This is a genomic window from Paenibacillus ginsengihumi DSM 21568, assembly GCF_000380965.1.
Lineage (GTDB): Bacteria > Bacillota > Bacilli > Paenibacillales > NBRC-103111 > Paenibacillus_G > Paenibacillus_G ginsengihumi.
The window spans coordinates 19,732-42,304 of sequence record NZ_KB905556.1 but is presented as its reverse complement, the minus strand read 5'-3'; the positions used below and the strand labels follow the sequence as shown (position 1 = coordinate 42,304).

Annotated in this window: 18 protein-coding genes and 1 riboswitch; of the genes, 8 read left to right on the top strand and 10 right to left on the bottom strand. The window is 60.0% G+C overall.

Annotated elements, in window-relative coordinates; all coding sequences use genetic code 11:
• Positions 1-194 precede the first annotated feature (194 nt).
• From F591_RS27530 to F591_RS27525, 3 genes are all read right to left on the bottom strand, one after another.
• A complete protein-coding gene (locus tag F591_RS27530; RefSeq protein WP_019533873.1) occupies positions 195-1,433 on the bottom strand; it encodes an ABC transporter permease in 1,239 nt (412 codons plus the stop codon).
• A complete protein-coding gene (locus F591_RS0106955; protein ID WP_019533872.1) occupies positions 1,430-2,182 on the bottom strand; it encodes an ABC transporter ATP-binding protein in 753 nt (250 codons plus the stop codon). The genes F591_RS27530 and F591_RS0106955 overlap by 4 nt, the downstream gene beginning before the upstream one ends.
• Before the next feature lie 172 nt (positions 2,183-2,354).
• Positions 2,355-2,795, bottom strand: a complete 441-nt coding sequence (locus tag F591_RS27525) for a hypothetical protein (RefSeq protein ID WP_019533871.1) — start codon at positions 2,793-2,795, stop codon at positions 2,355-2,357.
• Between the two features lie 158 nt (positions 2,796-2,953).
• Between F591_RS27525 and F591_RS0106945 the strand changes: the two genes are divergently transcribed.
• Complete coding sequence (locus F591_RS0106945; protein WP_019533870.1) at positions 2,954-4,045, top strand: Rpn family recombination-promoting nuclease/putative transposase; 1,092 nt, start codon at positions 2,954-2,956, stop codon at positions 4,043-4,045.
• Between the two features lie 108 nt (positions 4,046-4,153).
• Here the strand turns inward: F591_RS0106945 and pflA are convergent, their stop codons facing one another.
• From pflA to adhE, 3 genes are all read right to left on the bottom strand, one after another.
• Positions 4,154-4,906 carry a pyruvate formate-lyase-activating protein gene (gene pflA / locus F591_RS0106940; protein ID WP_019533869.1) on the bottom strand — a complete coding sequence of 251 codons (753 nt, stop codon included), beginning with the start codon at positions 4,904-4,906 and terminating at the stop codon, positions 4,154-4,156.
• A gap of 128 nt (positions 4,907-5,034) precedes the next feature.
• Complete coding sequence (gene pflB / locus F591_RS0106935) at positions 5,035-7,308, bottom strand: formate C-acetyltransferase (protein WP_019533868.1); 2,274 nt, start codon at positions 7,306-7,308, stop codon at positions 5,035-5,037.
• A gap of 108 nt (positions 7,309-7,416) precedes the next feature.
• Positions 7,417-10,020: a bifunctional acetaldehyde-CoA/alcohol dehydrogenase gene (gene adhE, locus F591_RS0106930; RefSeq protein WP_019533867.1), complete on the bottom strand. Its 2,604-nt coding sequence runs from the start codon at positions 10,018-10,020 to the stop codon at positions 7,417-7,419.
• A gap of 363 nt (positions 10,021-10,383) precedes the next feature.
• Between adhE and F591_RS0106925 the strand changes: the two genes are divergently transcribed.
• Complete coding sequence (locus F591_RS0106925; protein ID WP_019533866.1) at positions 10,384-11,355, top strand: ABC transporter ATP-binding protein; 972 nt, start codon at positions 10,384-10,386, stop codon at positions 11,353-11,355.
• A complete protein-coding gene (locus F591_RS0106920; RefSeq protein WP_026326421.1) occupies positions 11,348-12,121 on the top strand; it encodes an ABC transporter permease in 774 nt (257 codons plus the stop codon). The genes F591_RS0106925 and F591_RS0106920 overlap by 8 nt, the downstream gene beginning before the upstream one ends.
• Positions 12,122-12,302: 181 nt before the next feature.
• Here the strand turns inward: F591_RS0106920 and F591_RS0106915 are convergent, their stop codons facing one another.
• From F591_RS0106915 to F591_RS0106905, 3 genes are all read right to left on the bottom strand, one after another.
• The gene (locus tag F591_RS0106915) at positions 12,303-13,382 is read right to left on the bottom strand and encodes a phosphate/phosphite/phosphonate ABC transporter substrate-binding protein (protein WP_169445841.1); all 1,080 of its coding nucleotides are present in this window, start codon (positions 13,380-13,382) and stop codon (positions 12,303-12,305) included.
• Between the two features lie 231 nt (positions 13,383-13,613).
• Positions 13,614-14,936, bottom strand: a complete 1,323-nt coding sequence (locus tag F591_RS0106910; protein WP_040741225.1) for a nucleobase:cation symporter-2 family protein — start codon at positions 14,934-14,936, stop codon at positions 13,614-13,616.
• 51 nt (positions 14,937-14,987) lie between these two features.
• Positions 14,988-15,584, bottom strand: coding sequence for a xanthine phosphoribosyltransferase (locus F591_RS0106905; RefSeq protein ID WP_019533862.1), 597 nt, complete (start codon positions 15,582-15,584; stop codon positions 14,988-14,990).
• A gap of 223 nt (positions 15,585-15,807) precedes the next feature.
• A riboswitch (purine riboswitch) is annotated at positions 15,808-15,907 on the bottom strand.
• Between the two features lie 891 nt (positions 15,908-16,798).
• Between F591_RS0106905 and F591_RS0106900 the strand changes: the two genes are divergently transcribed.
• The 5 genes from F591_RS0106900 (at position 16,799) to F591_RS0106880 (ending at position 22,162) form a co-directional block, all read left to right on the top strand.
• On the top strand, positions 16,799-17,596 hold the full coding sequence (locus F591_RS0106900) for an alpha/beta hydrolase (protein ID WP_019533861.1): 798 nt from the start codon (positions 16,799-16,801) through the stop codon (positions 17,594-17,596).
• A 62-nt stretch (positions 17,597-17,658) separates the two neighbouring features.
• Positions 17,659-18,534, top strand: coding sequence for a 5-oxoprolinase subunit PxpB (gene pxpB / locus F591_RS0106895; protein WP_019533860.1), 876 nt, complete (start codon positions 17,659-17,661; stop codon positions 18,532-18,534).
• A complete protein-coding gene (locus tag F591_RS0106890; RefSeq protein WP_019533859.1) occupies positions 18,531-19,547 on the top strand; it encodes a 5-oxoprolinase subunit C family protein in 1,017 nt (338 codons plus the stop codon). The genes pxpB and F591_RS0106890 overlap by 4 nt, the downstream gene beginning before the upstream one ends.
• A 704-nt stretch (positions 19,548-20,251) precedes the next feature.
• Positions 20,252-20,557: a CD3324 family protein gene (locus F591_RS0106885; protein ID WP_019533858.1), complete on the top strand. Its 306-nt coding sequence runs from the start codon at positions 20,252-20,254 to the stop codon at positions 20,555-20,557.
• A gap of 834 nt (positions 20,558-21,391) precedes the next feature.
• On the top strand, positions 21,392-22,162 hold the full coding sequence (locus F591_RS0106880) for a LamB/YcsF family protein (protein ID WP_019533857.1): 771 nt from the start codon (positions 21,392-21,394) through the stop codon (positions 22,160-22,162).
• A gap of 256 nt (positions 22,163-22,418) precedes the next feature.
• Here F591_RS0106880 and F591_RS33225 read toward each other — a convergent pair whose 3' ends face one another.
• Entirely contained in the window at positions 22,419-22,544 is a 126-nt protein-coding gene (locus tag F591_RS33225; protein ID WP_019533856.1) for a hypothetical protein, read from the bottom strand.
• Positions 22,545-22,573 lie beyond the last annotated feature (29 nt).

Sequence of the window (22,573 nt, the reverse complement as noted above, 5' to 3'; positions counted from 1 at the left end):
CGCTCTTTTGCCGACATAAGCGAACATTTCGGCAAAACGAGCGGCTTGCTCCATGTCGGCCGGCCGCCGCAGGCAGCGGATTAAGCGCATTTGAGGGGCGCGTGTTCCCTGGCGAAATCCGGCTCATGTGGTTGACCGCCGCCGTGCGGCAAACCGCCGCGCGCTGGGAGTAGGTGCGGCGGTTCGAAAAGCGGTCAGCTTGCTCGCTTCAAGCGATGATACAGGTAAGACAGCGCCGCGCCGAAGATAACGATAGCGGCCGCAAGCAGGCTGTCCGGCAAAGGGCCGATCCATAGCGCGCCGCGGACGGCATGCCAGGCAAGCGGCACGGCCAGCAGGACGAGCGCGGCGGCATGCAGGGCGAAGCGGACGAGCCGCACCGACGCCTCCCGAAGCCCTGTCGGCAGCGGATAAATATGCGTCCAATCGCAGTCGCGGTAGGCCCGCTGCAATTCCTTGATTTGCACCGCGATCAGGACGGCGAATATCGCATATAGCAGCGGAGCCAAATACGATCCGCCCGAGACGGCGACGGCGAGCGCTCCCAGCAAGGTCAGCCGGATCGTGATCCCGAACGATTCGGAACGAAGCCATATGAGCGCATACAGGAACATGTACGCCCGCTGCGGGCGAAAGCCGAGCCGTGCGGCCAGCTGCGGCGGAGCCGGCCGCGCGCGCGGTCGGCCCTGGATGGAAGGCACATCGACGAACAGATTCAGGAAGCGGAACATGGCGCGCTGCTGGCGGCGTTCTTCGGCGATCAAGGCCAGCCATGGGACGCCCTTGAGGCCGGGAACGAGCCGTAGCAGCAGCACGTAGACAGCCGTGCCGGCAGCGGCGGCGAGAACGCCGGTCCAGAGCGGCAGCGAGACCAGCAGGAAGGCCGATGCCCAGGCGGCAAGCCAGCGAAAGGCCGTCAGCCAACGGCGGATGCGCGCTTCCCGCTGCGACAGCTCCGTCCAGCGGGCATGCAGCTGGACGCGTTTGAGCATGAGCAGCACGATCAGCAGGACGGCGAACTCCCGCCAGCCGGCATGTTCATGCGCCGTTCGGACCATCGGCCAAACGGCCAGCCAGACCGCCGCCAAGGCGATAGCTTGCCGGATGTAAGCCCGGCTTATCGCCTTGCGGAGGTAGCTTTGCAGCTCGCCCTCCATCGGCAGCAGGTATATTTGGTCTGCCTCCCGCAAGTAGGTGCGGATCGAGCCGAGCGCGAGCGCAGGCAGCAGCGCCAAGGAGGCGGCGAGCGCGAACGGGAAGCCCGGCGGCGGGCTTGTCAGCAGCCTGTCGTACAGAAACATGCCGATCAATAATAGCAGGATGAGCGCCATGCCTCCGCTTTGCACGGCGTAAAATACATACGGCCTGATCTCTTGTACAAAACGGCGGGCGCGCTCACGCAATAGCGGGTCCGGGCGGCGTTCCGCGCTCATTGCTGCTCCCCCCGCAAAATGAGCCGGAAGAAGACGTCGTCCAGGCTTTCCGCCGCCGCTTCCGGTCCGGCAATCTCGCGCAGCCGCGCCATGTTCCCTTCGGCCAGCACTTTGCCTTGATGCAGGACGATAAAACGGTTTCCGTATTTTTCGATGGTGGATAATATATGAGAGCTGAGCAAAATCGCAGCGCCCTCTCTCTGCACCTGAACCATCAGCTCGAGCAGGGCGCGGATGCCGAGCGGATCGAGACCGAGGAACGGCTCGTCGATGATGTAGAGCGCGGGCTGCACGAGAAAAGCGCTCATAATCATCACTTTTTGCTTCATGCCTTTGGACAGGTGCGCCGCCAGTCTGCCGGCGTAAGGCTCCATCCGAAACTGCTCGAGCAGCGAGCCGTATCTTTGGCCGAACTGCTCCTCCGACAGGCCGTATGCCATAGCGGCCAGCTCCAGATGCTCCTTTACGGTCAGTTCCTCGTACAGCAGGGGGCTTTCGGGAACGTAGGCGTATGTACGGCGATAAGCGGCGGCATCTTCATCGAGCGTGCGTCCGTTCAGAGTAATTTCTCCCCGGTGCGGCTGCAACAGGCCGAGGACATGCTTGATCGTCGTGCTTTTGCCGGCGCCGTTCAGGCCGATCAGGCCGACCATTTCTCCATGTCCGACCTGGAACGTTAGATCGTGCAAAACCGGCCTCTGGCGGCTGTAGCCGCCGGTCAGCCCGGTAACCGATAACAGTGGCTGCAAGGACAATACCTCCCCCGGGTAGCGCTTTTGCGCACAACAATTTACTCTATAGACTATACGAAACGGGAGCCGATTTCCAGTTTCGGGAGGCTGGCCGTGCTTAGGTCGCGTATCGGCATCAGGTGGCTATAACAGGGCAATCGGACAGGCAACTGCACAGCTGCCCCGACGGTTATTTTTTCTCTTCCGTCTTTTGTTTGTTTTTCGATGGATCATCCTGCTGTTTATTTTGCTGCTCGCCGCCATCGGACGAGCCTTCCTCTTGCGACTTTTTTTGCAGATACACTCTGCCCTTGCGTTCTTTTTCCAGCGCTTCGAACTCGCGACGCATCGTCTTTTGCCGCTGCTTCATCATTTGCTCGAGCTGCTTTTTTTCCTCCTGCCGCGCCTTTTCCTCTTGCTCGTACTCGTATTTTTTAATCTCTCTGTACATTTCCATCTGCTGCAGCAGCTCGGTGTCGACCGGCTTGGCGTTTTGTGGGGACTGGGCTTTTTGCCCGGAAGACTGCTTCGTTTTTTCTTCGTCGGCCCCGCCGCATCCGGACAAGGCACATAGTGCAAGCGCGAGCAGCAGCGTTAAGAAGCGCCGGATATGCCGAAATGCCTTTGCCATGAATCATTCGCTCCTTAGGTTTTGGGATATATTTTTCCCGGCGGCTGGAAAATCATGAATGGCAAAACGCAGTAACTATGCGGGGATGATCCACTGCTTTTCAGAGCGAATATGGTATAATAGAGACAATAACAACCCAATGAGCGCAGGAGAAGCGGATGACGGATGAGCACAAGGCGGTTCGCCAAAAGCATGATCGCGGCTACAAGCTGCTGCTGTCCAGCAAGCACATTTTTCTGGAAATGGTGCGTTCCTTTATTAAGCGTGGCTGGGCCCAGGAGATTGATGAAGCGAGCTTAATCAAAGTCGATAAGTCGTATATTTTGCCGGATTTCAGGGGCAAGGAAGCGGATCTGGTGTACCGGATGAAGCTGAAGGATCGGGATGTCATTTTCTATATCCTGATCGAGCTGCAGTCTACCGTGGATTCGCTGATGCCGTGGCGGTTGCTCTTGTATCAGGTGGAAATTTGGCGGCAGGTCATGCGCGAGCACGCCTCAGGAGTACGGGAGCGGTCCGGCTTCAAGTTGCCGGTCATCGTGCCGATGGTTTTGTACAATGGAAATCAGCCATGGACGGCACCGCTGTATTTTCGGGAAATGCTGGCGGGGGAAGAGCTTTTCGAAGAGGAAGCGCTGGTCAATTTTTCATATTTTTTGCTCGATGTGCAGCGCTATACACCTGAGGATTTGGAGAATCTCGCCAATGTGATCGGCTCGGTGTTCTTGATCGAACAACATTCGCACTCGAAGATCGACGAGTTGATCGAGCTGTTCCGTAAACTGGCCCCGACGATCGACAATTTGCCGGAGGAGCAGCGGGAGCAGTTCGCGATCTGGTTTGAGCAGATCTTAAGGCGGCTTGCTAAGACGAAAGACAAGGAAGACGAGATCCGGCGCATCGTGACGGAAATTCACAGGAAAGGAATGAGCTCGGTGATTTCCAATTTTGAAAAAAACCTGGAGTGGCTTGAAGAACAAGCTGTGTTAAGAGGGATCGAAAAAGGAATTGAACAGGGAATCGAAAGAGGAATTGAACAAGGTATCGAAAGAGGAATTGAACAAGGTATCCAAAAAGGAATCCAAAAAGGAATCCAAAAAGGAATCGAAAAAGGGAGGGAAGTGGGGAGAGAAGAAGCTCTGGAATCAACAGCGGTAAATATGATGCGAGAAGGAATTGAGCTTCCGCTGATTGTCAAAGTTACGGGGTTGTCGGAAGAAAGACTATTGCAGTTGAAAAAACGGGTGTAGGCGCCTATGACGAGCGATTCCTTCGTCATCGGTCGCCGCCTGTAGCTCTTAACGATAAAGCCGCCCTCCGCCGACCCGGCGATCGAACGAAGGGCGGCTTGTTATTCGCTACGCCTGAACGGGCTGAGCTTGCACCGCTGTCATGGCAGCCTCCACCAAACGGCGGGCGCGCTGCAAGTCTTTGTCGTCCGCCGTGCGGATACCCTCCAGCGGATACGCTTTGCCAAGCTGCTCCCACTTGTAGACCCCCATCCGGTGGTACGGCAGCAGCTCCAGTTTGGCGACATTGCGCAGCGTTCCGACAAACTTCCCGAGCGCCGTCAGGTCGGACGGGTCGTCCGTGACTCCGGGGATGAGCACATGGCGAATCCATACAGGCTTGCCTCGCTCCGACAGCCATCTCGCGAACGCCAGCGTCCTGTCGTTGGGCCGGCCCGTTAGCGCAAGGTGGCGCTCCGGGTTCAACTGCTTCAAATCAAGCAGCACCAGGTCGGTCAGGGCGATCAATTCATCGACATGGTTGGGATCGCAGAAGCCCGAGGAATCGAGCGCCGTATGCAGCCCCCACCGCCGCTTGCATTCGGCGAACAGGCGGGCGACGAACGGAGCCTGCAGCGTCGGCTCGCCGCCCGTTACGGTAATGCCGCCCCCCGAACGTCTGTAATACGGGACATAAGGCTCGATTTCGGCGAGGATGTCATCCACCGATGCCGCCATCCCGCCCTGCGTATTCCACGTGTCCGGGTTATGGCAATACCCGCATTGCATTGCGCAGCCTTGCATAAAAAGCACAAAGCGAATGCCCGGGCCGTCGACGGTGCCGAACGTGTCTGCGGAGTGAATCCGGCCTTGCTTATCCATGGACATTCGCCTCCCTAGCGGTTGAGTGTATATCCGAGCGGCAGCCGCGCCGGAGCGGGCGCGCTCATCGGAGCGGCCGCCGCCCAGAGAGGGCGGCTGTCGTCGCCGCTGCCCTGCGCGCGGGCGCCTTATATGCTGCCGTGGAACGTTCGGTTTACCACGTCAAGCTGCTGCTCTCTCGTCAGCTTGATGAAGTTGACGGCATAGCCGGATACACGGATCGTCAGCTGCGGATACTTTTCCGGCCGCTCCATCGCGTCCAGCAGCTGCTCGCGGTTGAACACATTGACGTTCAGATGATGCCCGCCGCTGGCCATATACCCGTCCAGGAGCGACACCAGATTGCTCTGTCTCGTCTCCTCTTCCCGGCCGAGCGCCTTCGGCACGATCGAGAATGTGTTCGATATGCCGTCCTGGCAGCACTCGTAGGGAATCTTGGCGACCGAGCCGAGCGAGGCGAGCGCCCCTTTGCGGTCGCGGCCGTGCATCGGGTTGGCGCCCGGGGCGAACGGCTCTCCGCCTTTGCGACCATCGGGCGTGCTGCCTGTTTTTTTGCCATAGACGACATTCGAGGTGATCGTAAGCACCGACAGCGTCGGAATGGCATTGCGGTACGCGCGGTGCTTGCGCAGCTTGTTCATGAACGACTCGGCCAGCTCGACGGCGATCCGGTCCACCCGTTCGTCGTTGTTGCCGTATTGCGGATACTCTCCCTCGATCTCGAAATCGACCGCGATCCCTTGCTCGTTGCGGATCGGCCGCACTTTGGCATGCTTGATCGCGCTCAAGGAATCGGCTGCCACCGACAGGCCGGCGATGCCGCAAGCCATCGTGCGGACGATGTCCCGGTCGTGCAGCGCCATCTCCAGCCGCTCGTAGCAATACTTGTCATGCATGTAATGAATGACATTGAGCGTGTTCATATACAAGCCGGCGAGCCATTCGAGCACGACGTCGTAATGGGCCGCCACCTCCGCGTAATCGAGCGTGTCTCCTTCAAGCCGCGCGAGCTTCGGACCGACCTGGATACCGAGCTTTTCGTCGACGCCGCCGTTGATCGCGTACAGCAGCGCCTTGGCCAAATTCGCCCGCGCCCCGAAAAACTGCATCTGCTTGCCGATCCGCATGGCCGAGACGCAGCAGGCGATGCCGTAATCGTCGCCGAACAACGGACGCATCAGATCGTCGTTCTCGTACTGGATCGAGCTCGTCTGAATCGACACTTTGGCGCAATAGCTCTTGAACGCCTGGGGAAGCTGATCCGACCACAGCACCGTAAGGTTCGGCTCTGGCGCCGGCCCCAGGTTGTAGAGCGTGTGCAGGAAGCGGAACGAGTTGCGGGTGACGAGCGGTCTTCCGTCCAGCGTCATGCCGCCGATCGACTCGGTCACCCAGGTCGGGTCGCCGCTGAACAGTTCATTGTAATCAGGCGTCCGCAAAAATTTGACCAGCCGCAGCTTCATCACGAAATGGTCGACCAGCTCCTGCGCTTCCGTCTCCGTCAGCGTGCCCTCCGCCAAATCCCGTTCGATGTAAATATCGAGGAACGTCGACACGCGGCCCAGGCTCATCGCCGCCCCGTTCTGCTCCTTGATGGCAGCCAGGTATGCGAAGTACAGCCATTGGAACGCCTCCCTGGCGTTGCCTGCGGGCTGCGAGATGTCGAAGCCGTAGGAAGCCGCCATCTGCTTCAGCTCCTGCAGGCTGCGAATCTGCTCGGACAGCTCCTCGCGCTGCCGGATGACCTCCTCCGACATCTCGCAAGCTTCAAGCTCCAGCAATTCGTTGCGCTTGTCTGCGATCAGCCGGTCGACGCCGTACAGCGCGACGCGCCGGTAGTCCCCGATAATGCGCCCGCGGCCGTACGCGTCGGGCAAGCCGGTGATGATGCCGGCCTTGCGGGCCGTCCGCATCTCCGTCGTGTACGCGTCGAACACGCCCTGGTTGTGCGTTTTGCGGATGTCGGTGAATAGGCGGATCATGTCTGCGGGCAGCTCGTACCCGTACGCCTTGCAGGCGTCCGCCGCCATCCGAATGCCCCCGAACGGCTGAACTGCCCGTTTGAGCGGCGCGTCCGTTTGCAGGCCGACGATTTTTTCCTTATCCCGTTCGATGTAGCCCGGGCCGTGCGAGGTGATCGTGGACACCGTATTCACGTCCACGTCCAGCACGCCGCCGTTTTCCCGTTCCCGGCGCATGAGCTCCAGCACGCGGTCCCACAGCGCCAGCGTCGCCTCCGTCGGCGGGGCGAGGAACCGTTCGTCTCCCTCGTACGGAGCCATGTTGAGCGAGATGAACCCGGCAACGTCGATCCGCTCTTGCCATGGGCCAGCCGTGAACGATCTCCACGGGGAGCGCCCGGCATCCGCCGCGCCCCGGACGTCTTCCATCACTTTAGCCATTGCTGCTGCACCTCCGAGTAAATAGTTTCGTTCCACCCGCGCGAATCCGTTCGAGCTTCGGAACGATCCGCTTTCAGCGTCGGTATTTACAGTTTTCAAAATACTTCTTCAAAACCGGCCGTAATACGCATTCCGATAAATTTCCGCCAGTTCGCTGACAAGCGGCATCCGCGGATTGGCGGTCGTGCACTGGTCCTCGAACGCCCGGTCGGCCAGCTCGTCGACGCGCGCTTCGAAGTCCTGCTCCGGGATGCCGAGATCGGCGAACTTCTCCGGAATGCCGAGCGAGCGGTTCAGCTTCCTTACCGCCGCGATCAGGCTGGCCACGCCTTCCTCCGTCGTCCTCGCCGGCAGCCCCAACATTCTGGCGATGTCCGCATAGCGTTCGTCGGCGATGAAGTGGCTGTACTTCGGGAACGAGGCGAACTTGGTCGGCTTCTGGGCATTGTACTTGATGACGTGCGGCATCAGGATCGCGTTGGTCCGGCCGTGCGCCGTATGATACTGGCCTCCCCACTTGTGCGCCAGGCTGTGGTTAATCCCGAGAAAAGCGTTCGCGAACGCCATGCCGGCGATCGTCGAGGCATTGTGCATTTTTTCACGAGCGATGGCATCCGAAGTATGGAACGAGCGTTCCAGGTTGTCGAACACGAGCCGGATCGCCTGGAGCGCAAGCCCGTCCGTATAATCGTTCGCCATGACCGACACATATGCTTCGATCGCGTGCGTCAGCACGTCCATGCCCGTATCCGCGACGGCTGTCTTCGGCAAGCTGTAGACGAATTCCGGGTCGACGATCGCCACATCCGGCGTCAGCTCGTAATCGGCGAGCGGGTATTTCGTGTTGCCTTTGTTTTTGTCCGTAATCACCGCAAACGATGTGACCTCCGAGCCAGTGCCCGACGTCGTCGGAATGGCGACGAACTTCGCCTTGGACCCGAGCCTAGGATACTTGTATACCCGCTTGCGGATGTCGAGAAACTTTTGCTTCAGCGCATCGAATTCGGTATCCGGATATTCGTAAAACAGCCACATCGCCTTGGCCGCATCCATCGGCGAACCGCCGCCGAGGGCGATAATGCAGTCCGGTTGGAACGCCCGCATCAGCGCCGTCCCCTTGTCGACCGTGTCGGTGGAAGGGTCGGGCTCGACGTCGGCGAACACCTCGATGCTGACCGGTGTCTTGCGCTTGCGCAGGTAGTACTCGATCTTCTCCACATACCCGAGCTGCTCCATCGTCTTGTCTGTGACGATCAGCACGCGCGAGATATCCGGCATTTTCTCCAAATATTGCGTCGCTCCCCGCTCGAAGTACACCTTCGGGGGCACCTTGAACCATTGCATGTTGACCGTACGCCTCGCCACCCTTTTCACATTGATTAGGTTCACAGCCGTCACGTTCGCCGTCGTCGAATTTTGCCCGTAAGAGCCGCAGCCGAGCGTCAGCGATGGCAGGTTCGTGTTGTAAATGTCGCCGATGGCGCCGTGCGTGGCCGGGGAATTGACGATGACCCGCCCGGTTTGCAGCCGCTGCGCAAACGCGGCAATCGCCTCTTCGTTGCGGGAATGGATAACCGAGGAGTGCCCCATCCCGCCGTAAGCGACAACTTCCGCGGCCCGCTCGATACCCTGGCAAACGTCGGGCACCTTGTAGCAGGCCAGCACGGGGCTGAGCTTCTCCGCAGAAAGCGGCCACGCGTCCCCGACGCCCTCCAGCTCGGCCACGAGAATCTTCGTTCCGGCAGGCGCCTGAATTCCCGCCATGTCCGCGATCCGCTCCGCCGACTGACCGACGATGGCCGCATTGACGGCGCATTTTTCCGGGTTGATCACCAGCCTCGAAACGGTCTCCGTCTCATCCTTGTTCAGAAAATAGCAGCCGTAATCGGTCATCAGCTTGCGAACCTGGTCGTACACGGCCTCCTCGATGATGACCGCCTGCTCGGAGGCGCAAATCATGCCGTTGTCGAACGTCTTGGACAAAATCAGGTCGGTGACCGCCTGCTTCAGATCCGCCGACTTCTCGATCAGGCACGGTACGTTGCCGGGACCGACGCCGAGCGCGGGCTTTCCGGTGCTGTAGGCTGCCCGGACCATCGCGGAACCGCCGGTGGCCAGCACGAGCGAGACGCCGGGATGGTTCATCAGCGCCTGCGTCGCTTCGACGGAAGGGTGCTCGATCCATTGGATGCAATATTCCGGCGCGCCCGCCTTGACGGCCGCCTCCAGCAGCGTCTTGGCCGCCGCAATGCTCGACTGCTGCGCGGACGGATGGAAGGCGAAGATGATCGGATTCCGCGTCTTGGCTGCGATCAGCGATTTGAACATCGTCGTCGATGTCGGGTTGGTGACAGGGGTCACTCCGCAAATGATGCCGACGGGCTCCGCCACCTTCTGATAGCTTTCGAACGGATTGTCCTCGATGACGCCTACTGTCTTGTCGTATTTGATGCTGTGGTAGATGTATTCCGTCGCAAACAGATTCTTGGTGATCTTGTCCTCGTATACGCCTCGCCCCGTCTCCTCAACGGCCAGCCTGGCAAGCTCCATGTGCCGGTCAAGGCCTGCCAGCGCCATGGCCTGCACGATGGAATCGACCTGCTCCTGTCCCAGCCGCAAATACGCCTCCATCGCCTGCCGGGCCCTTGCGACCAGTTCGTTCACCTCGTCAGCAGCCGCGGTTGGCCGAACCTGTTCTTCATTAACCGCCATACGCTCCACTCCTTTCGCTCCGATATTCGGGCATTTTGTTTTTACGATTTCAGCTTACTTCGGCAGCGAAAGACCGACTATGAAGGACGTCACAAGGCGATGCCAGCTTCCTTGCAAATCGCGGCATCGACATGATTTTGTCGAAAATAACCGGAAAAATCCCGGCCAGACGATCCCGAGGTATCCGTAAGGCAGGATGCATCAACTAGCGGATGCTGTCATTTTTGGTGCGGATAATGCCCTTTATGAGGGCTTCATTTTTTGGTCCGTAACGAAGGGTATGATATACTTTTTCCGTCAAAGATTAGATGGATGAGAACGAGGCAGTGATCTTTAATCTTATATGGATATGGAGGCTACAGCGTGGAAAAAATCGTTGAGCTGAAAGGAGTTACCAAGCGGATCAGCGGAAAAACGATCGTCGACGGGCTGACGTTCGCCGTGCGCCCGGGGGAGGTGTTCGGCTTTCTCGGACCGAACGGGGCCGGGAAAACGACGACGATTCGCATGATGGTCGGGCTGATCTCCATGACGGAAGGGGAGATCGTCATCGCCGGACACAGCGTGAAGCGGGAGTTCGAACAGGCGATGCGTCAAGTCGGGGCGATTGTGGAAAACCCGGAGTTCTACGGTTTTATGACAGGCTATCAAAATTTGCTCCATTATGCCAGAATGTACCCCGATATTCCCGGCGAACGAATCGACGAAGTCGTCGCCCTTGTTCATCTGGAGAACCGGATTCACGATAAAGTGAAGACCTATTCGCTCGGCATGCGGCAGCGGCTCGGCGTCGCCCAGGCGATTCTGCACAGACCCTCTGTGCTGGTGCTGGACGAGCCGACGAACGGACTCGATCCAGAGGGCATCCGCGAGCTGCGCGATTATTTGCGGCATTTGGCTGTGGCCGAAGGACTTGCGGTCATCGTCTCGAGCCACCTGCTGTCGGAGATGGAGCTGATGTGCGACCGCGTCGCCATCATCCAGAACGGCAGACTGCTCGACGTCCGTTCGTTCAAGGAGCGGCCGGGCGAAGCGGAGCTCGTTGATGTGTGCTTCGAGGTCGATATGCCGGGCGAAGCGTCCGAACGGCTGCAGCAGCTGCGGGAAGCGGCCGGGGAGCTGCGCGACGGAGGGGGCGGCGTCCTGGAGATCGGGGAAATCCGCACGGAAGGAAGCGGTAGCATGATCGTTGCGCTGCCGAACCGCCGCGAGGCGATCGCCCGCGTGAACGCCCTGCTGGTCGAAGGCGGGCTTCAGGTGAGCGGCATCCGCACGCTGACGAAGACGCTTGAGGATCAATTCCTCGAGGTGACAAGGGGGAATCGCATTGTCTAGCCTGATTAGACTCGTGCAGAACGAACAGATGAAAATATACGGCCGCGTCCGCACCTGGATGATGCTGGGGCTGCTCGTGCTGGCCGTGCTGTTTATGGCCGTCCTGATGAAATACGTACTCGATACCGGCATCGATCACGTGGTCGGTTTTATGAGCCTCACGACCAGCTTATCCGGACTGGCCTTCATCTTTGCCGTCATCGTGGCGGGAGATTCGGTCGCCTCCGAATTTTCGTGGGGCACGATCAAGCTGCTGCTCATTCGCCCGGCTTCGCGCAGCAAAATTTTATGGGCCAAATACATCGCCGTATTATTGTTTATCGCAGCGCTGCTGCTGCTGTTGCTCATTGCTTCGTATTTTGCCGGCCTGATCTTTTTTGGCGCCGGGGGCGCGCTGCCCGAGGAGATGTCGTTCCTCTCGGTTGTGCGGGCATACGGCTTTCAAGCAGTCGAAATCGTGATGGCCTCCACGCTGGCGTTCATGATTTCCGCCGTCTTCCGCAGCAGTTCGCTGGCGATCGGCCTGTCCATCTTTCTTATGTTCACGGCTTCGACGGCGATTGCCATTCTGGCCCGGTTCGGTTACGGCTGGGTGAAATTCATCCTGTTCGCCAATACCGATCTGACGCCTTATTTCCTGGGCGGCCAGCCGCTCGTCCAAGGGATGACGCTCGGCTTTTCCGTGACGATGCTTGCGCTCTACTGGATCGTCTTCATGTTCGTTTCCTGGCTCGCCTTTGCCAAACGCGACGTAGCCGGAAGCTAAGCCTCCCAGAGAACAATTCGAATGGAACGGACGGGCCGCGCGATCCAAGCTTGCATCGCCCGGGCGGGCTTCATTTCGCGCGCGGCCGAAGGGCGGTGAGCGGCAGGGGCAGCCTGCCGTTCACGAGCGGTCTGGCGCGATTAAACGAACCGCAGACGGCCTGAGCCTCGAGCATCTTCGTTTATTTGGCGCCGTCGGCGCCGCTTCCCTTCGTATATTCCCTGACCGTTGCAAAGGCGGCGTCGCTTGCTGCTTTATACCCCAGGTGAGAGAGCAGAAGATATACCGGAAAATGCGCTTCGCCGCCGGTGGCGCTGACGTCGATCAATGCCGCGGCGATTCGCCGCTTCCAGGCATCGTCCATGTCGCTGCGCACGACGACAACATCGTTCGGAATCGGGGCCGTATAGAGAAGCACCCGCGTGCGGTCGAATACGTCGGGAATGCGGCCTGCGATCAGCGCGCGGGCATCCTGGAACACGGCGGCCGCGTCAACCTGATCGTTCAGCACGGCCATCACCGCCCGGTCGTGCCCTTTGATCTCGATGCCGGTTAAATCCCGTTCGGGATCGATGCCCTGCCGCTTCAATTCATTCGCCGGCCACACATATCCCGTCAGCGAGGACACGGTTTGCCAGGCGATCGTTCGTCCTTTCAAAGCGGCGACCGTTCGGACGGGCGAATCCGCCTTCACTACAATCACCGCCTTATGGGACGCGACGAGCTCTGTCGTTGCCTCCCCGGTCTCGTCCTCGATCCGGTAATCCAGAGCGAGCAGCAGCGGGCTGGCCGCCTGCTTCTCGTCGTGCAGATAGACGTAATCCTCAGGCGGCACAATGGCCAGCTCCGCTTGTTTCGACTCCATCGCTTTGATGACGTCGGCTTTACGATCCGCCAGCGTGATTTTAACACGAAGGCCAAGCTTTGCTTCCAGCGCATCGGCCAGCTTCTTCGCCTCGTCTTCCGGCTTCTCGAGCCCGTCCTGGGCGACGAAGTGAAGTCTCAGCTCCTTGTCCGGGACGAAGCTCTCCGCATCCTTGTCCTGTTCCTGCCGCGGCTCATTGGGGGTCGCGGGCGGTGCTGGAGCGGGAGGCGGCGCGGACGGCTCAGGTTGGCATCCGGCGGCGAACATAGCAGCCGCAAGCAGCAGGCAGACCGCGATCTGGCGGCCGAACTGCCGGGCAGCGTTCCGGCGACTCAGCCGGAGCGCCAGCCGTCCGGCGAGCAAGGCGATGATGGTCCGGTTCCGTGTCATTGTCATAGCTTCCGCAAACACTCCTTCATATGACGCCATCTCCAAGGTCTGCAAAAATTCCGGCAAATCCATTCAGCCAATATGCCGCATCGGCCGGTGTACTCCCTATTATATACGAACGCCGCAGGGGACGAAAAAAAGCCCCGCTTCCTGCTTAAAATGCAGGTTAGAAGCGAAGCTTTGGGGAGCCCGTAGCCAGCAGCAGGCTGCCGGCTACGGCGTTTAGCCGCGTGCCGATTATTTGCCGGCCGGCTGCGGTGCAGGTGCTGCCGATTCCGCGGGCTCGGCCCGGCGGCCGGCATGAAAGATCAGATTTAGCGCAATTGCCGTGAAACTGCCGGCGACGATGCCGTTGTCCGTCAAAATTTGCACCCACGCGGGAAGCTGCTCGAACAGGCCGGGAACGACGGTAACGCCGAGACCCATCCCTACGGAGCAGGCGATGATCAGCAAGTTTTCGTGGCGGTTCAGATCGACCTGCGAGCCGAGGATGCGGATGCCGGAGGAGACAACCATGCCGAACATCGCGAGCATCGCCCCGCCGAGCACCGGAGACGGAATGAGCGTCGTCAGCGCGGCAACCTTAGGGCACAGGCCGAGCAGGACGAGAATGCCGCCAGCCATGATGATCACGTCGCGCGTCTTGACGTTGCTCATCTGCACGAGGCCTACGTTCTGCGAATAGGTCGTATACGGAAACGCGTTGAACAGTCCGCCCAGAATGCTGGCCAAGCCTTCGGCGCGGTAGCCGCGGGTCAAATCGTCCGAGGTCAGATCCTTGCCGACCATGCGGCCCAGCGCCAGGAAGACGCCGGTTGACTCCGCCAGGCTGACGATCGCGACAAGCGTCATCGTGACGATGGCAGACAACTCGAACGTCGGCACGCCGAAATAAAACGGCCGGATGACATGAAACCAGGAAGCCTCGGCCACCGGGGCGAAGCTGACCTTGCCCATGATCGCGGCGGCAAGCGAGCCGGCGATCAGTCCGAGCAGTATGGAGATAGCCCTCAGGAAGCCGGTAAACAAGCGATTCATGAGAACGATCAGGACGAGCACGCCGAACGCCAGCAGCAGATTGGACGGCGCCCCGAAATCCGGGCTGCCCGCCCCTCCGCCCATATCCTGCAGCGCGACGGGGATGAGCGAAACGCCGATAATGGTGACGACCGATCCGGTGACAACCGGCGGGAAAAAGCGGATCAGCTTGCCGAACAGGCTGGCGAAAAGCGCGACGAGCAGGCCGGAGACGATTATGGCGCCGTATATGGCGGACATGCCGTACCGCTCGCCGATGGCGATCATCGGGCCGACGGCGGTGAAGGTACAGCCCAGCACGACCGGCAGGCCGACGCCGAAGAAGCGGTTGCTCCATACTTGCAGCAGCGTCGCAATGCCGCAGGTCAGCAGATCGATGGCAACGAGATAGGCGAGCTGCTGCTCGCTCAAATTCAGCGCTCCGCCGACGATCAGCGGCACGACGACGGCTCCTGCATACATGGCCAGCACGTGCTGCAGGCCGAGCGAGAATCGGCGCATGACAGGTTGTTTTGATGGCATGGGGAAACGATGACCTCTCAATCTATAGATTTTGCAGGGAATAGCCCTGATTTATTGAACGCGAACGTCCTCGGCGTCTTCGGCGAAAACAATCTGCCTGTCGGTCAGCGAAGCAATGCGGACAAGGGATTCGACCCGGTAACCGGCCGCCTGCAGCTTTTGGCTGCCCGGCTGGAACGCTTTTTCGATCACGATGCCGATGCCGCAGACATGAGCCCCCGCCTGCTGGACGATGCGCGCCAGGCCGAAAGCGGCCTCTCCGTTCGCCAAAAAATCGTCGATGACGAGAACCCGGTCTTCCGGCGACAAAAATTTGCGCGATACCGTAATTTCGCTGGTCTCCCGCTTCGTGAACGAATACACCTTTTCCGTAAAAATGTCGTCGCGCAGCGTCAACGATTTTTGCTTGCGGGCGAACAAGAGCGGCACCTTGAGCTGCAGCGCGGTCATAACGGCCGGCGCGATGCCGGACGATTCGATCGTCAGCACCTTCGTCACGCCGTCCTTGGCGAAACGGGAGGCAAACTCCTCACCGACAGCCAGCATCAGCGCCGGATCGATCTGGTGGTTGAGGAATGCGTCGACCTTCAGCACATGATCGCTCAGCACGATGCCTTCCTGCAGTACTTTGTCCTTCAATAACTTCACGCCTGATATCCTCCTTGTCGTGTCCACCTGCGCATCCGCCCGGGATGCGGCATCTTTACTGCTTTTTGGGGTAAATTCGGCCAATAAAAAATAAAAAAACTCGACCGACCGTCTCCTGCAGCTTGAGACGATTCATCGAGCGATACGATGTAAAGGCCGCCAGGCGGGGAGGGCCAGTCCCATGACCTAGCGACAAGCGCCCTGCGGCCGCCAGGCCGGCGGGCACAGGCCAAGTATCACTCGTAGTCCGGGCATTCCGGTGTCCGGGTAGAGACTTGCGGGCCGATTCCCGCAATTATACGAGCACGTTGTAGTAAACTTACTGTACCAAGAAAAACTGCTGCTAAACCGCGGACAGCTCATCCTTGAAACGATGCCGATTGCCGTTTTAAACCGCGGTCGCTCATCCTCGAAAGGACGGCGAAAAATTTTTTTCTTACGAAGGTTAACAGGAGTCATTATATACGAAGGCTAGTCGAAGCGCCATACTTATCGTGAAATTTTGACGTTTATTGTCGACCCAAAATGATAAGGCCGCATGCGCGCCCTCCATGTTTGAGCTGGCTGTTTTTTTTCGGCGGCGGTTGTAGTATGATCGACCTCGAGAAGCCTGGTTTTTATCTTGTAAAATCGTCCAAGGTCCGCAGCCCGTTTTCATCACCTGATGGTGCTGCACGCAGGTGACGACCGATGACGAGGTTTCGCATGTCATAGGCGTCTATTTTGAAAATTTTGGCGGTAACCATACGCTGAATTTTCAAGACCGCGGGTGACGATCGATGGCGAGGTTTCGCATGTCATAGGCGTCTATTTTGAAAATTTTGGCGGTAACCATACGCCGAATTTTCAAGACCGCGGGTGACGACCGATGACGAGGTTTCACATGTCATAGGCGTCTATTTTGAAAATTTTGGCGGTAACCATACGCCGAATTTTCAAGACCGCAGGTGACGACCGATGACGAGGTTTCGCACGTCATAGGCGTCTATTTTGAAAATTTTGGCGGTAACCATACGCTGAATTTTCAAGACCGCAGGTGACGATCGATGGCGAGGTTTCGCACGTCATAGGCGTCTATTTTGAAAATTTTGGCGGTAACCATACGCCGAATTTTCAAGACCGCGGGTGACGACCGATGGCGAGGTTTCACATGTCATAGGCGTCTATCACGCAAATGGCTCAAATACGATGAATGGAAGCAGGAGGAATGATCGATGGAGTTGAAGCTGTGGCCGCAAGGAACGCCGGGAGCGCTCGGCAACGGGGCGGAGGACCAGCCGGTGCTCGTGCCTTATTTGGTGCAAGGGGATGAACCGCGCGCTGCCGTCATTGTATGTCCCGGAGGGGGCTACGCCCGCCGGGCGCAGCATGAAGGCGAGCCGGTAGCGAAGTGGCTGAACAGCCTCGGGATCTCGGCGTTCGTCGTGCATTACCGTGTGGCGCCGTATAAACATCCGCATCCGCTGTCCGACGCGCAGCGCGCGATCCGGATCGTCCGCAGCCGGGCAAGCGAGTGGGGCATCGATCCGGGCCGGGTCGGCATCCTCGGCTTTTCCGCGGGCGGACATTTGGCGGCGACGGCCGGCACCCGCTACGATAGCGGTATGCCTGAGGCGGACGACCCGGTCGACAGGCAAAGCTGCAGGCCGGACCTAATGGTGCTGTGCTATCCGGTCATTACGCTGGCCGATCCTCATGCGCATGTCGGCTCCCGGACGAACCTGCTCGGCGAGGCGCCGGATGCCGCATTGGTGGAGCAACTGTCGAACGAAAATGCGGTAACGCCGGACACGCCGCCGGCCTTCATCTGGCATACGGCAGACGACGCCGGAGTTCCTGTCGAGAACGCCTTGCTGTTTGCCTCCGCTCTGCGCCGGAACGGGGTGCCCTTCGAGCTTCATATTTATGAGAGCGGGCGCCACGGCCTCGGCCTTGCAGAGGAGCATCCGGAAGCGAGAACGTGGCCTGCGCTGTGCGCCAATTGGCTCAAGAAGCAGGGCTTCGCCAAGTAACGAAGAGAGCAGGATAGCGGGAAAGAAAACGCATAAATTCGCAAAAAGGAGGGAGCGCACGCGTGAAGCGGGAAGAGCAAGGCTACGAGTTGTACGCACTAGGCGAGGAAGCGGTTGTCATCCGCTGGAACGTGCCGATCGGCGAGCGCGCCCTCCGGCTCGTGGACGAGACGGTTCGGCGTCTTCGGGACTGTCGCCCGGCTGTGGTGCGGGAGTGGGTGCGGGCTTATACGACCGTCACCGTGTACTACGATCCGTGGCTTGTGCATACGGATGAAGCGGCCCTGGCCGGCCCGCTGCCGCAGGGCCGGGCGCGCGGCGGCGCGAAGCGGGCGGACGGCCGCTCGCCCTATGAACGGATGTGCGAGTGGCTCGAGCATCTGCTTGTCGGCATCGGGGAAGAGCCGCTGGCGGACCCGGCTGCGGAGCCGGTCGGGGCGGCTCGGGCGGAGGAAGACGCCGCCGGCGGTCCTGCCGCGCTTGTCGTGCCGGTCTGCTTCGGCGGCGATTTCGGGCCCGATCTCGAGACGGTCGCCCGCTCGGCCGGGATGAGCCCGGAGGAGGCGGTACGGATGTTTTGCGCGGCGACGTATACCGTCCACATGATCGGCTTCCTCCCGGGCTTCCCGTACCTCGGCGGACTGCCGGAGCCGCTCGCTGCGCCGCGGCTGGCGCAGCCCCGTCCGGCGATACCGTCCGGCTCCGTCGGCGTTGCCGGACGGCAGGCCGGCATCTATCCGCTCGCCTCGCCGGGCGGCTGGCGGCTGCTTGGCCGGACGCCGCTCGTCCTGTTTGACGCCCGGCGGGAGCCGCCCAGCCTGCTCAAGGCCGGGGATCGGGTCCGCTTCGAGCCCATCTCCGCGACCCGCTTCGCACAGATGCAGAAGGAGCGGGAAGCGGCCGGCAGGCCGGTGCGGGAAGGTGGGAGCCCGGGATGACCGTGCTCGTGGAAGAAGCCGGGCTGCTGACGACGATTCAGGATGCCGGGCGCTACGGCTACCGCGGCGTCGGCGTCGCCGTCAGCGGCGCGGTCGACCGGTTCGCGCTGCGCGCCGCGAACCTGCTTGTCGGCAACGCGCCGGGCGCCGCGGCGCTGGAGTTGACGCTCGCGGGGCCGGCGCTGCGCTTCGAGCGGGATACGCTCGTCGCGCTGTGCGGCGCGGATATGGACGCGCAGGCGGGCGGCGAGGCGCTGCCCGGCTGGCGACCGGCGCTCGTGCGCGGCGGCACGCTGCTGCGGCTGGGCGCGGCCCGCGCCGGCATGCGCGCGTATCTCGCGGCGGCGGGCGGCTTCGCCGTGCCCGAGGCGCTCGGCAGCCGCAGCACGCACGTGCGGGCCGGGCTCGGCGGCGTCGCCGGGAGGCCGCTTAAGGCAGGGGACCGCCTGCAGCTGGGCCCTGCCGCGCCGCATGCCGCCGCCTTCGCCGCGCGCCTGGCCGCCGCCGCGCCGCAGAGCGCGCTCGCGCCTGCCCGCTGGGCGCTTGCGCCGTCCGCGCGCCCGCCGTATGCCGCGCACCCGGTCGTGCGCGCCGTCCGCGGGCGCGAGGCCGAAGCGTTCGAGGCCCGCAGCCTCGAGCGCTTCTTCGCCGCGCCCTACCGGGTCACTCCGCAATCGGACCGTATGGGCTGCCGATTGGACGGCGAGCGGCTCGCGCTGACCGAGCCGCTCGAGATGATCTCCGAGGCCGTCGCGCCCGGCACCGTGCAGGTGCCTCCCGACGGCCGGCCGATCGTGCTGCTGGCCGACGCGCAGACAACCGGCGGCTATCCCCGCATCGCGCAGGTGGCGGCCGCGGACCTGCCCTTGTTCGTCCAGGCGCGGCCTGGCGCGGAGGTGACATTCCGCGAAATATCGTTGGCCGAGGCGCAGGCGCTGGCTCTGGTGCAGGAACTGGAGCTGCGCAGGCTGGGCGCTGCCGCGGCGGCGCGGCTTTCTGTACCAAGCAAATGACCGTTAAACCGCGGGCGCCTTTCCTTGAACAGAACGTCGAGAGACGTTTAGGATGGATAGGGAAAATAGGGAAAAAATCGTTATAAATGTTCTCTCACCTTGCTCTGCGGCGGCAAATATGAGTAAATAGAGCTGTAGCCGGCTGACACTCATCAGAAAGGAGTGATCGTGAACAATGAAAGCGAACTCTCCGAAGGTGGTTTCCGCTTAAACGGCGGAAGCGGCCTTCAGCAACGGAAGGGGCTCCCCGGAGCCCCTTCTCTATCCTGTTCGGGCTGGACGGGAAAGGGAGGCATCGGTTATAATAAGACTAGGCCATGAAATTTTTAACAGGTGAAGGGAGTGAAGCGCCATGTTCGTATTGACTGCATGGTTCATTGAAGGGATTCGAACAAGGGAATAGCATGTTTCACGTCACCGAACCTGATGATAGGCCATGATTGTGTCATGGCGTTCACGAGACAATTCAGGCGCGATCTTGGTGATCGTGCCTTTTACTGTATGAGGATATATGGACGTAGTCGCTCGTGTCATGAGGTTTCGATATGGCTTGATCATTGGCGGTCCGCGTTACCGGACGGACGGCGGCTTTGCCCGTCTCCGCCTCGGATCCGTCGCCCCGTGCGGCCAGGAGACGTGACGATGAACATGCCGTTCCTTTCTGAAACTGATCGGTTTCATAGCTTGAAAGGAGGCTTTCATCGTTGGGCTACAAGAACGGGAAAGACATACTGCCGCCGAATTTGCTCAAGCAGTTGCAGGAGTATATTCAAGGCGAGATTATTTATGTTCCGAAGAAGGAGCAACGCGCCGGCTGGGGAGAGAACAACGGCACCCGCCAGTCGATTCAGAAGCGCAATCATGAAATATATCGGCTGTACGAAAACGGCAGCACTGTGCGGGAGCTGATCCGTCAATTTCATTTGTCGGAGGACAGCATTCGCAAAATCATCGTGCAGACCAGAGGTCAGGCGAGGCGTCAGCAAGAGACGGCCGGCGAGGCTCGCTGATCATGAAAGAATATATGCCGCGACAATGGTCGCCGGGAAGCGCACCGCCGGAAGAAGCCTTTTAGGCTTGCTCCGGCGGTGCGTTTTTTGTAATCCCTGCGGGGTAAGAGAGTCAGCAAATGTTGTACTTTGTACAACAAAAACGGAGGGATAAACCCCATTTACGGCTCAATGTTGCACTTTGTGCCACAAAATACAACATTCCCCTGTGTCTAGCACGAAGGATACGGGAAATGTTGCATTTTTTGCGGGTTTCGTCGCCTCATGCACTCGGGGAGGGCGGCGCTAACGCGGACTTCCAACGATAGCATGAAGCTCGAACGCTAAAGCGAAAGCTCGAGGCCCCCGGCTGATCCCCCCAATCTGCAGCAAAGTATAGCCTTACACGAAAAAGGACCTGCGGCATGGGGGGCTATCATGAAAATAGCGCTTGGTGCGCGGCCCGTTTTCATCTTCTGATGGTGCTGCTGCGCAAGCCGCATGGGGGTCTATCTTGAAAATAGCGCGGGGCCCGCGGCCCATTTTCATCCTTCTGATGGTGCTGCGCCAGCAGCATGGGCGTCTATCTTGAAAAATTGGACGGGATTCCTCCGACGAATTTTTCAATACCGAAGGTGACGACCGATGACGAAGGAGTCGTTCGTCATAGGCGTCTATCATGAAAATAGCTCGGGGCTCGCAGCTCATTTTTCAAAATTCTACACAAGTTCTTTTGGCTTCGAATTCACAACTGTATTTCCGTGGAACGATATGGTATAAAGTGCTGGTAGAGCGTTGCCGGCAGCATGGCGAATACAGCGAGGGTTGCTACATTGAGGGAAGGGGAATCGGCGTATGGAAAAAAGCATCGACTTGAATTGCGACTTGGGAGAGAGCTACGGAATTTACCGTTTGGGCGACGATGAAGCGCTGCTTGATTTCGTTTCGTCCGCCAATATCGCCTGCGGCTATCATGCTGGCGATCCGGCGACGATGCGCCGAACGGTGAGACTTTGCCTGGAGCGGGGGGTATCGATCGGGGCTCATCCGGGGCTGCCGGATTTGGCCGGGTTCGGCCGCCGAACGATGAGCGTTGCTCCGCAGGAGGTATACGATATGACGGTATACCAGGTCGGGGCGCTGCTCGGCTTTGTCCGCTCCGAAGGCGGCAGGCTGGCCCATGTGAAGCCCCATGGCGCGCTGTACAACATGGCGGCAGCCGACCGCAGCCTGGCGGAGGCGATCGCCGAGGCGGTTCAGCGGATCGACCCGCAGCTTGTGCTGTACGGCCTGGCGGGCAGCGAGCTGATTCGGGCCGCCGAGGCGAGAGGGCTGCGCTGCGCAGCGGAGGCGTTCGCGGACCGGACGTACCGCCGGGACGGCAAGCTCACGCCGCGCTCGGAGAGCGGCGCGGTGCTCCACGATGCGGAAGAGGCCGCAAGGCAGGCGATAAGCATCGCCATGGACGGCGTCGTACATACCTTGGCCGGGGAGCCGGTCGCCCTTGCCGCTGACACGCTGTGCATCCACGGCGACGGAGCGCAGGCCGCCTTGCTGGCGCGGCATATCCGGCAGCGGCTGGAGGAGGCGGGCATTGCCGTTCGTCCGCCTGTTGCCGTGCAGTAATACTTGACCAAAAGTCATCCCGAGCAAGCGAAGCTTGGGATGATTTTTTTGGGGGGAACGCCAGAAAGTTTTATTTCGTCCAAGCGCAGCCGCTCCCCTTGGCAGGCCGCCGATAGAGCTTCTTCTTACTGCTCGCGATCCTTCTTTCGTTCATACTCGCTACCCTTCGCCCGGTGTTCAGCTTTAGCTAACGCTAGCCACAGAGCTTATTTTTCTCAAAACGAACGTTTGGAGATTCTAACGCTAGTGAGCAGCCTTATTCGGCATTTTGGGCTACCCGATTCAGCGTTTTTGGCAAAATAGCGGTACTCCGTTTCGTTACATATTCCAAAGCGCGCGTTTCAGCAAAATAGACGCCCATGACGAGCCATTCCATCGTCATCGGTCGTCACCTGCGGTATTGAAATTTTA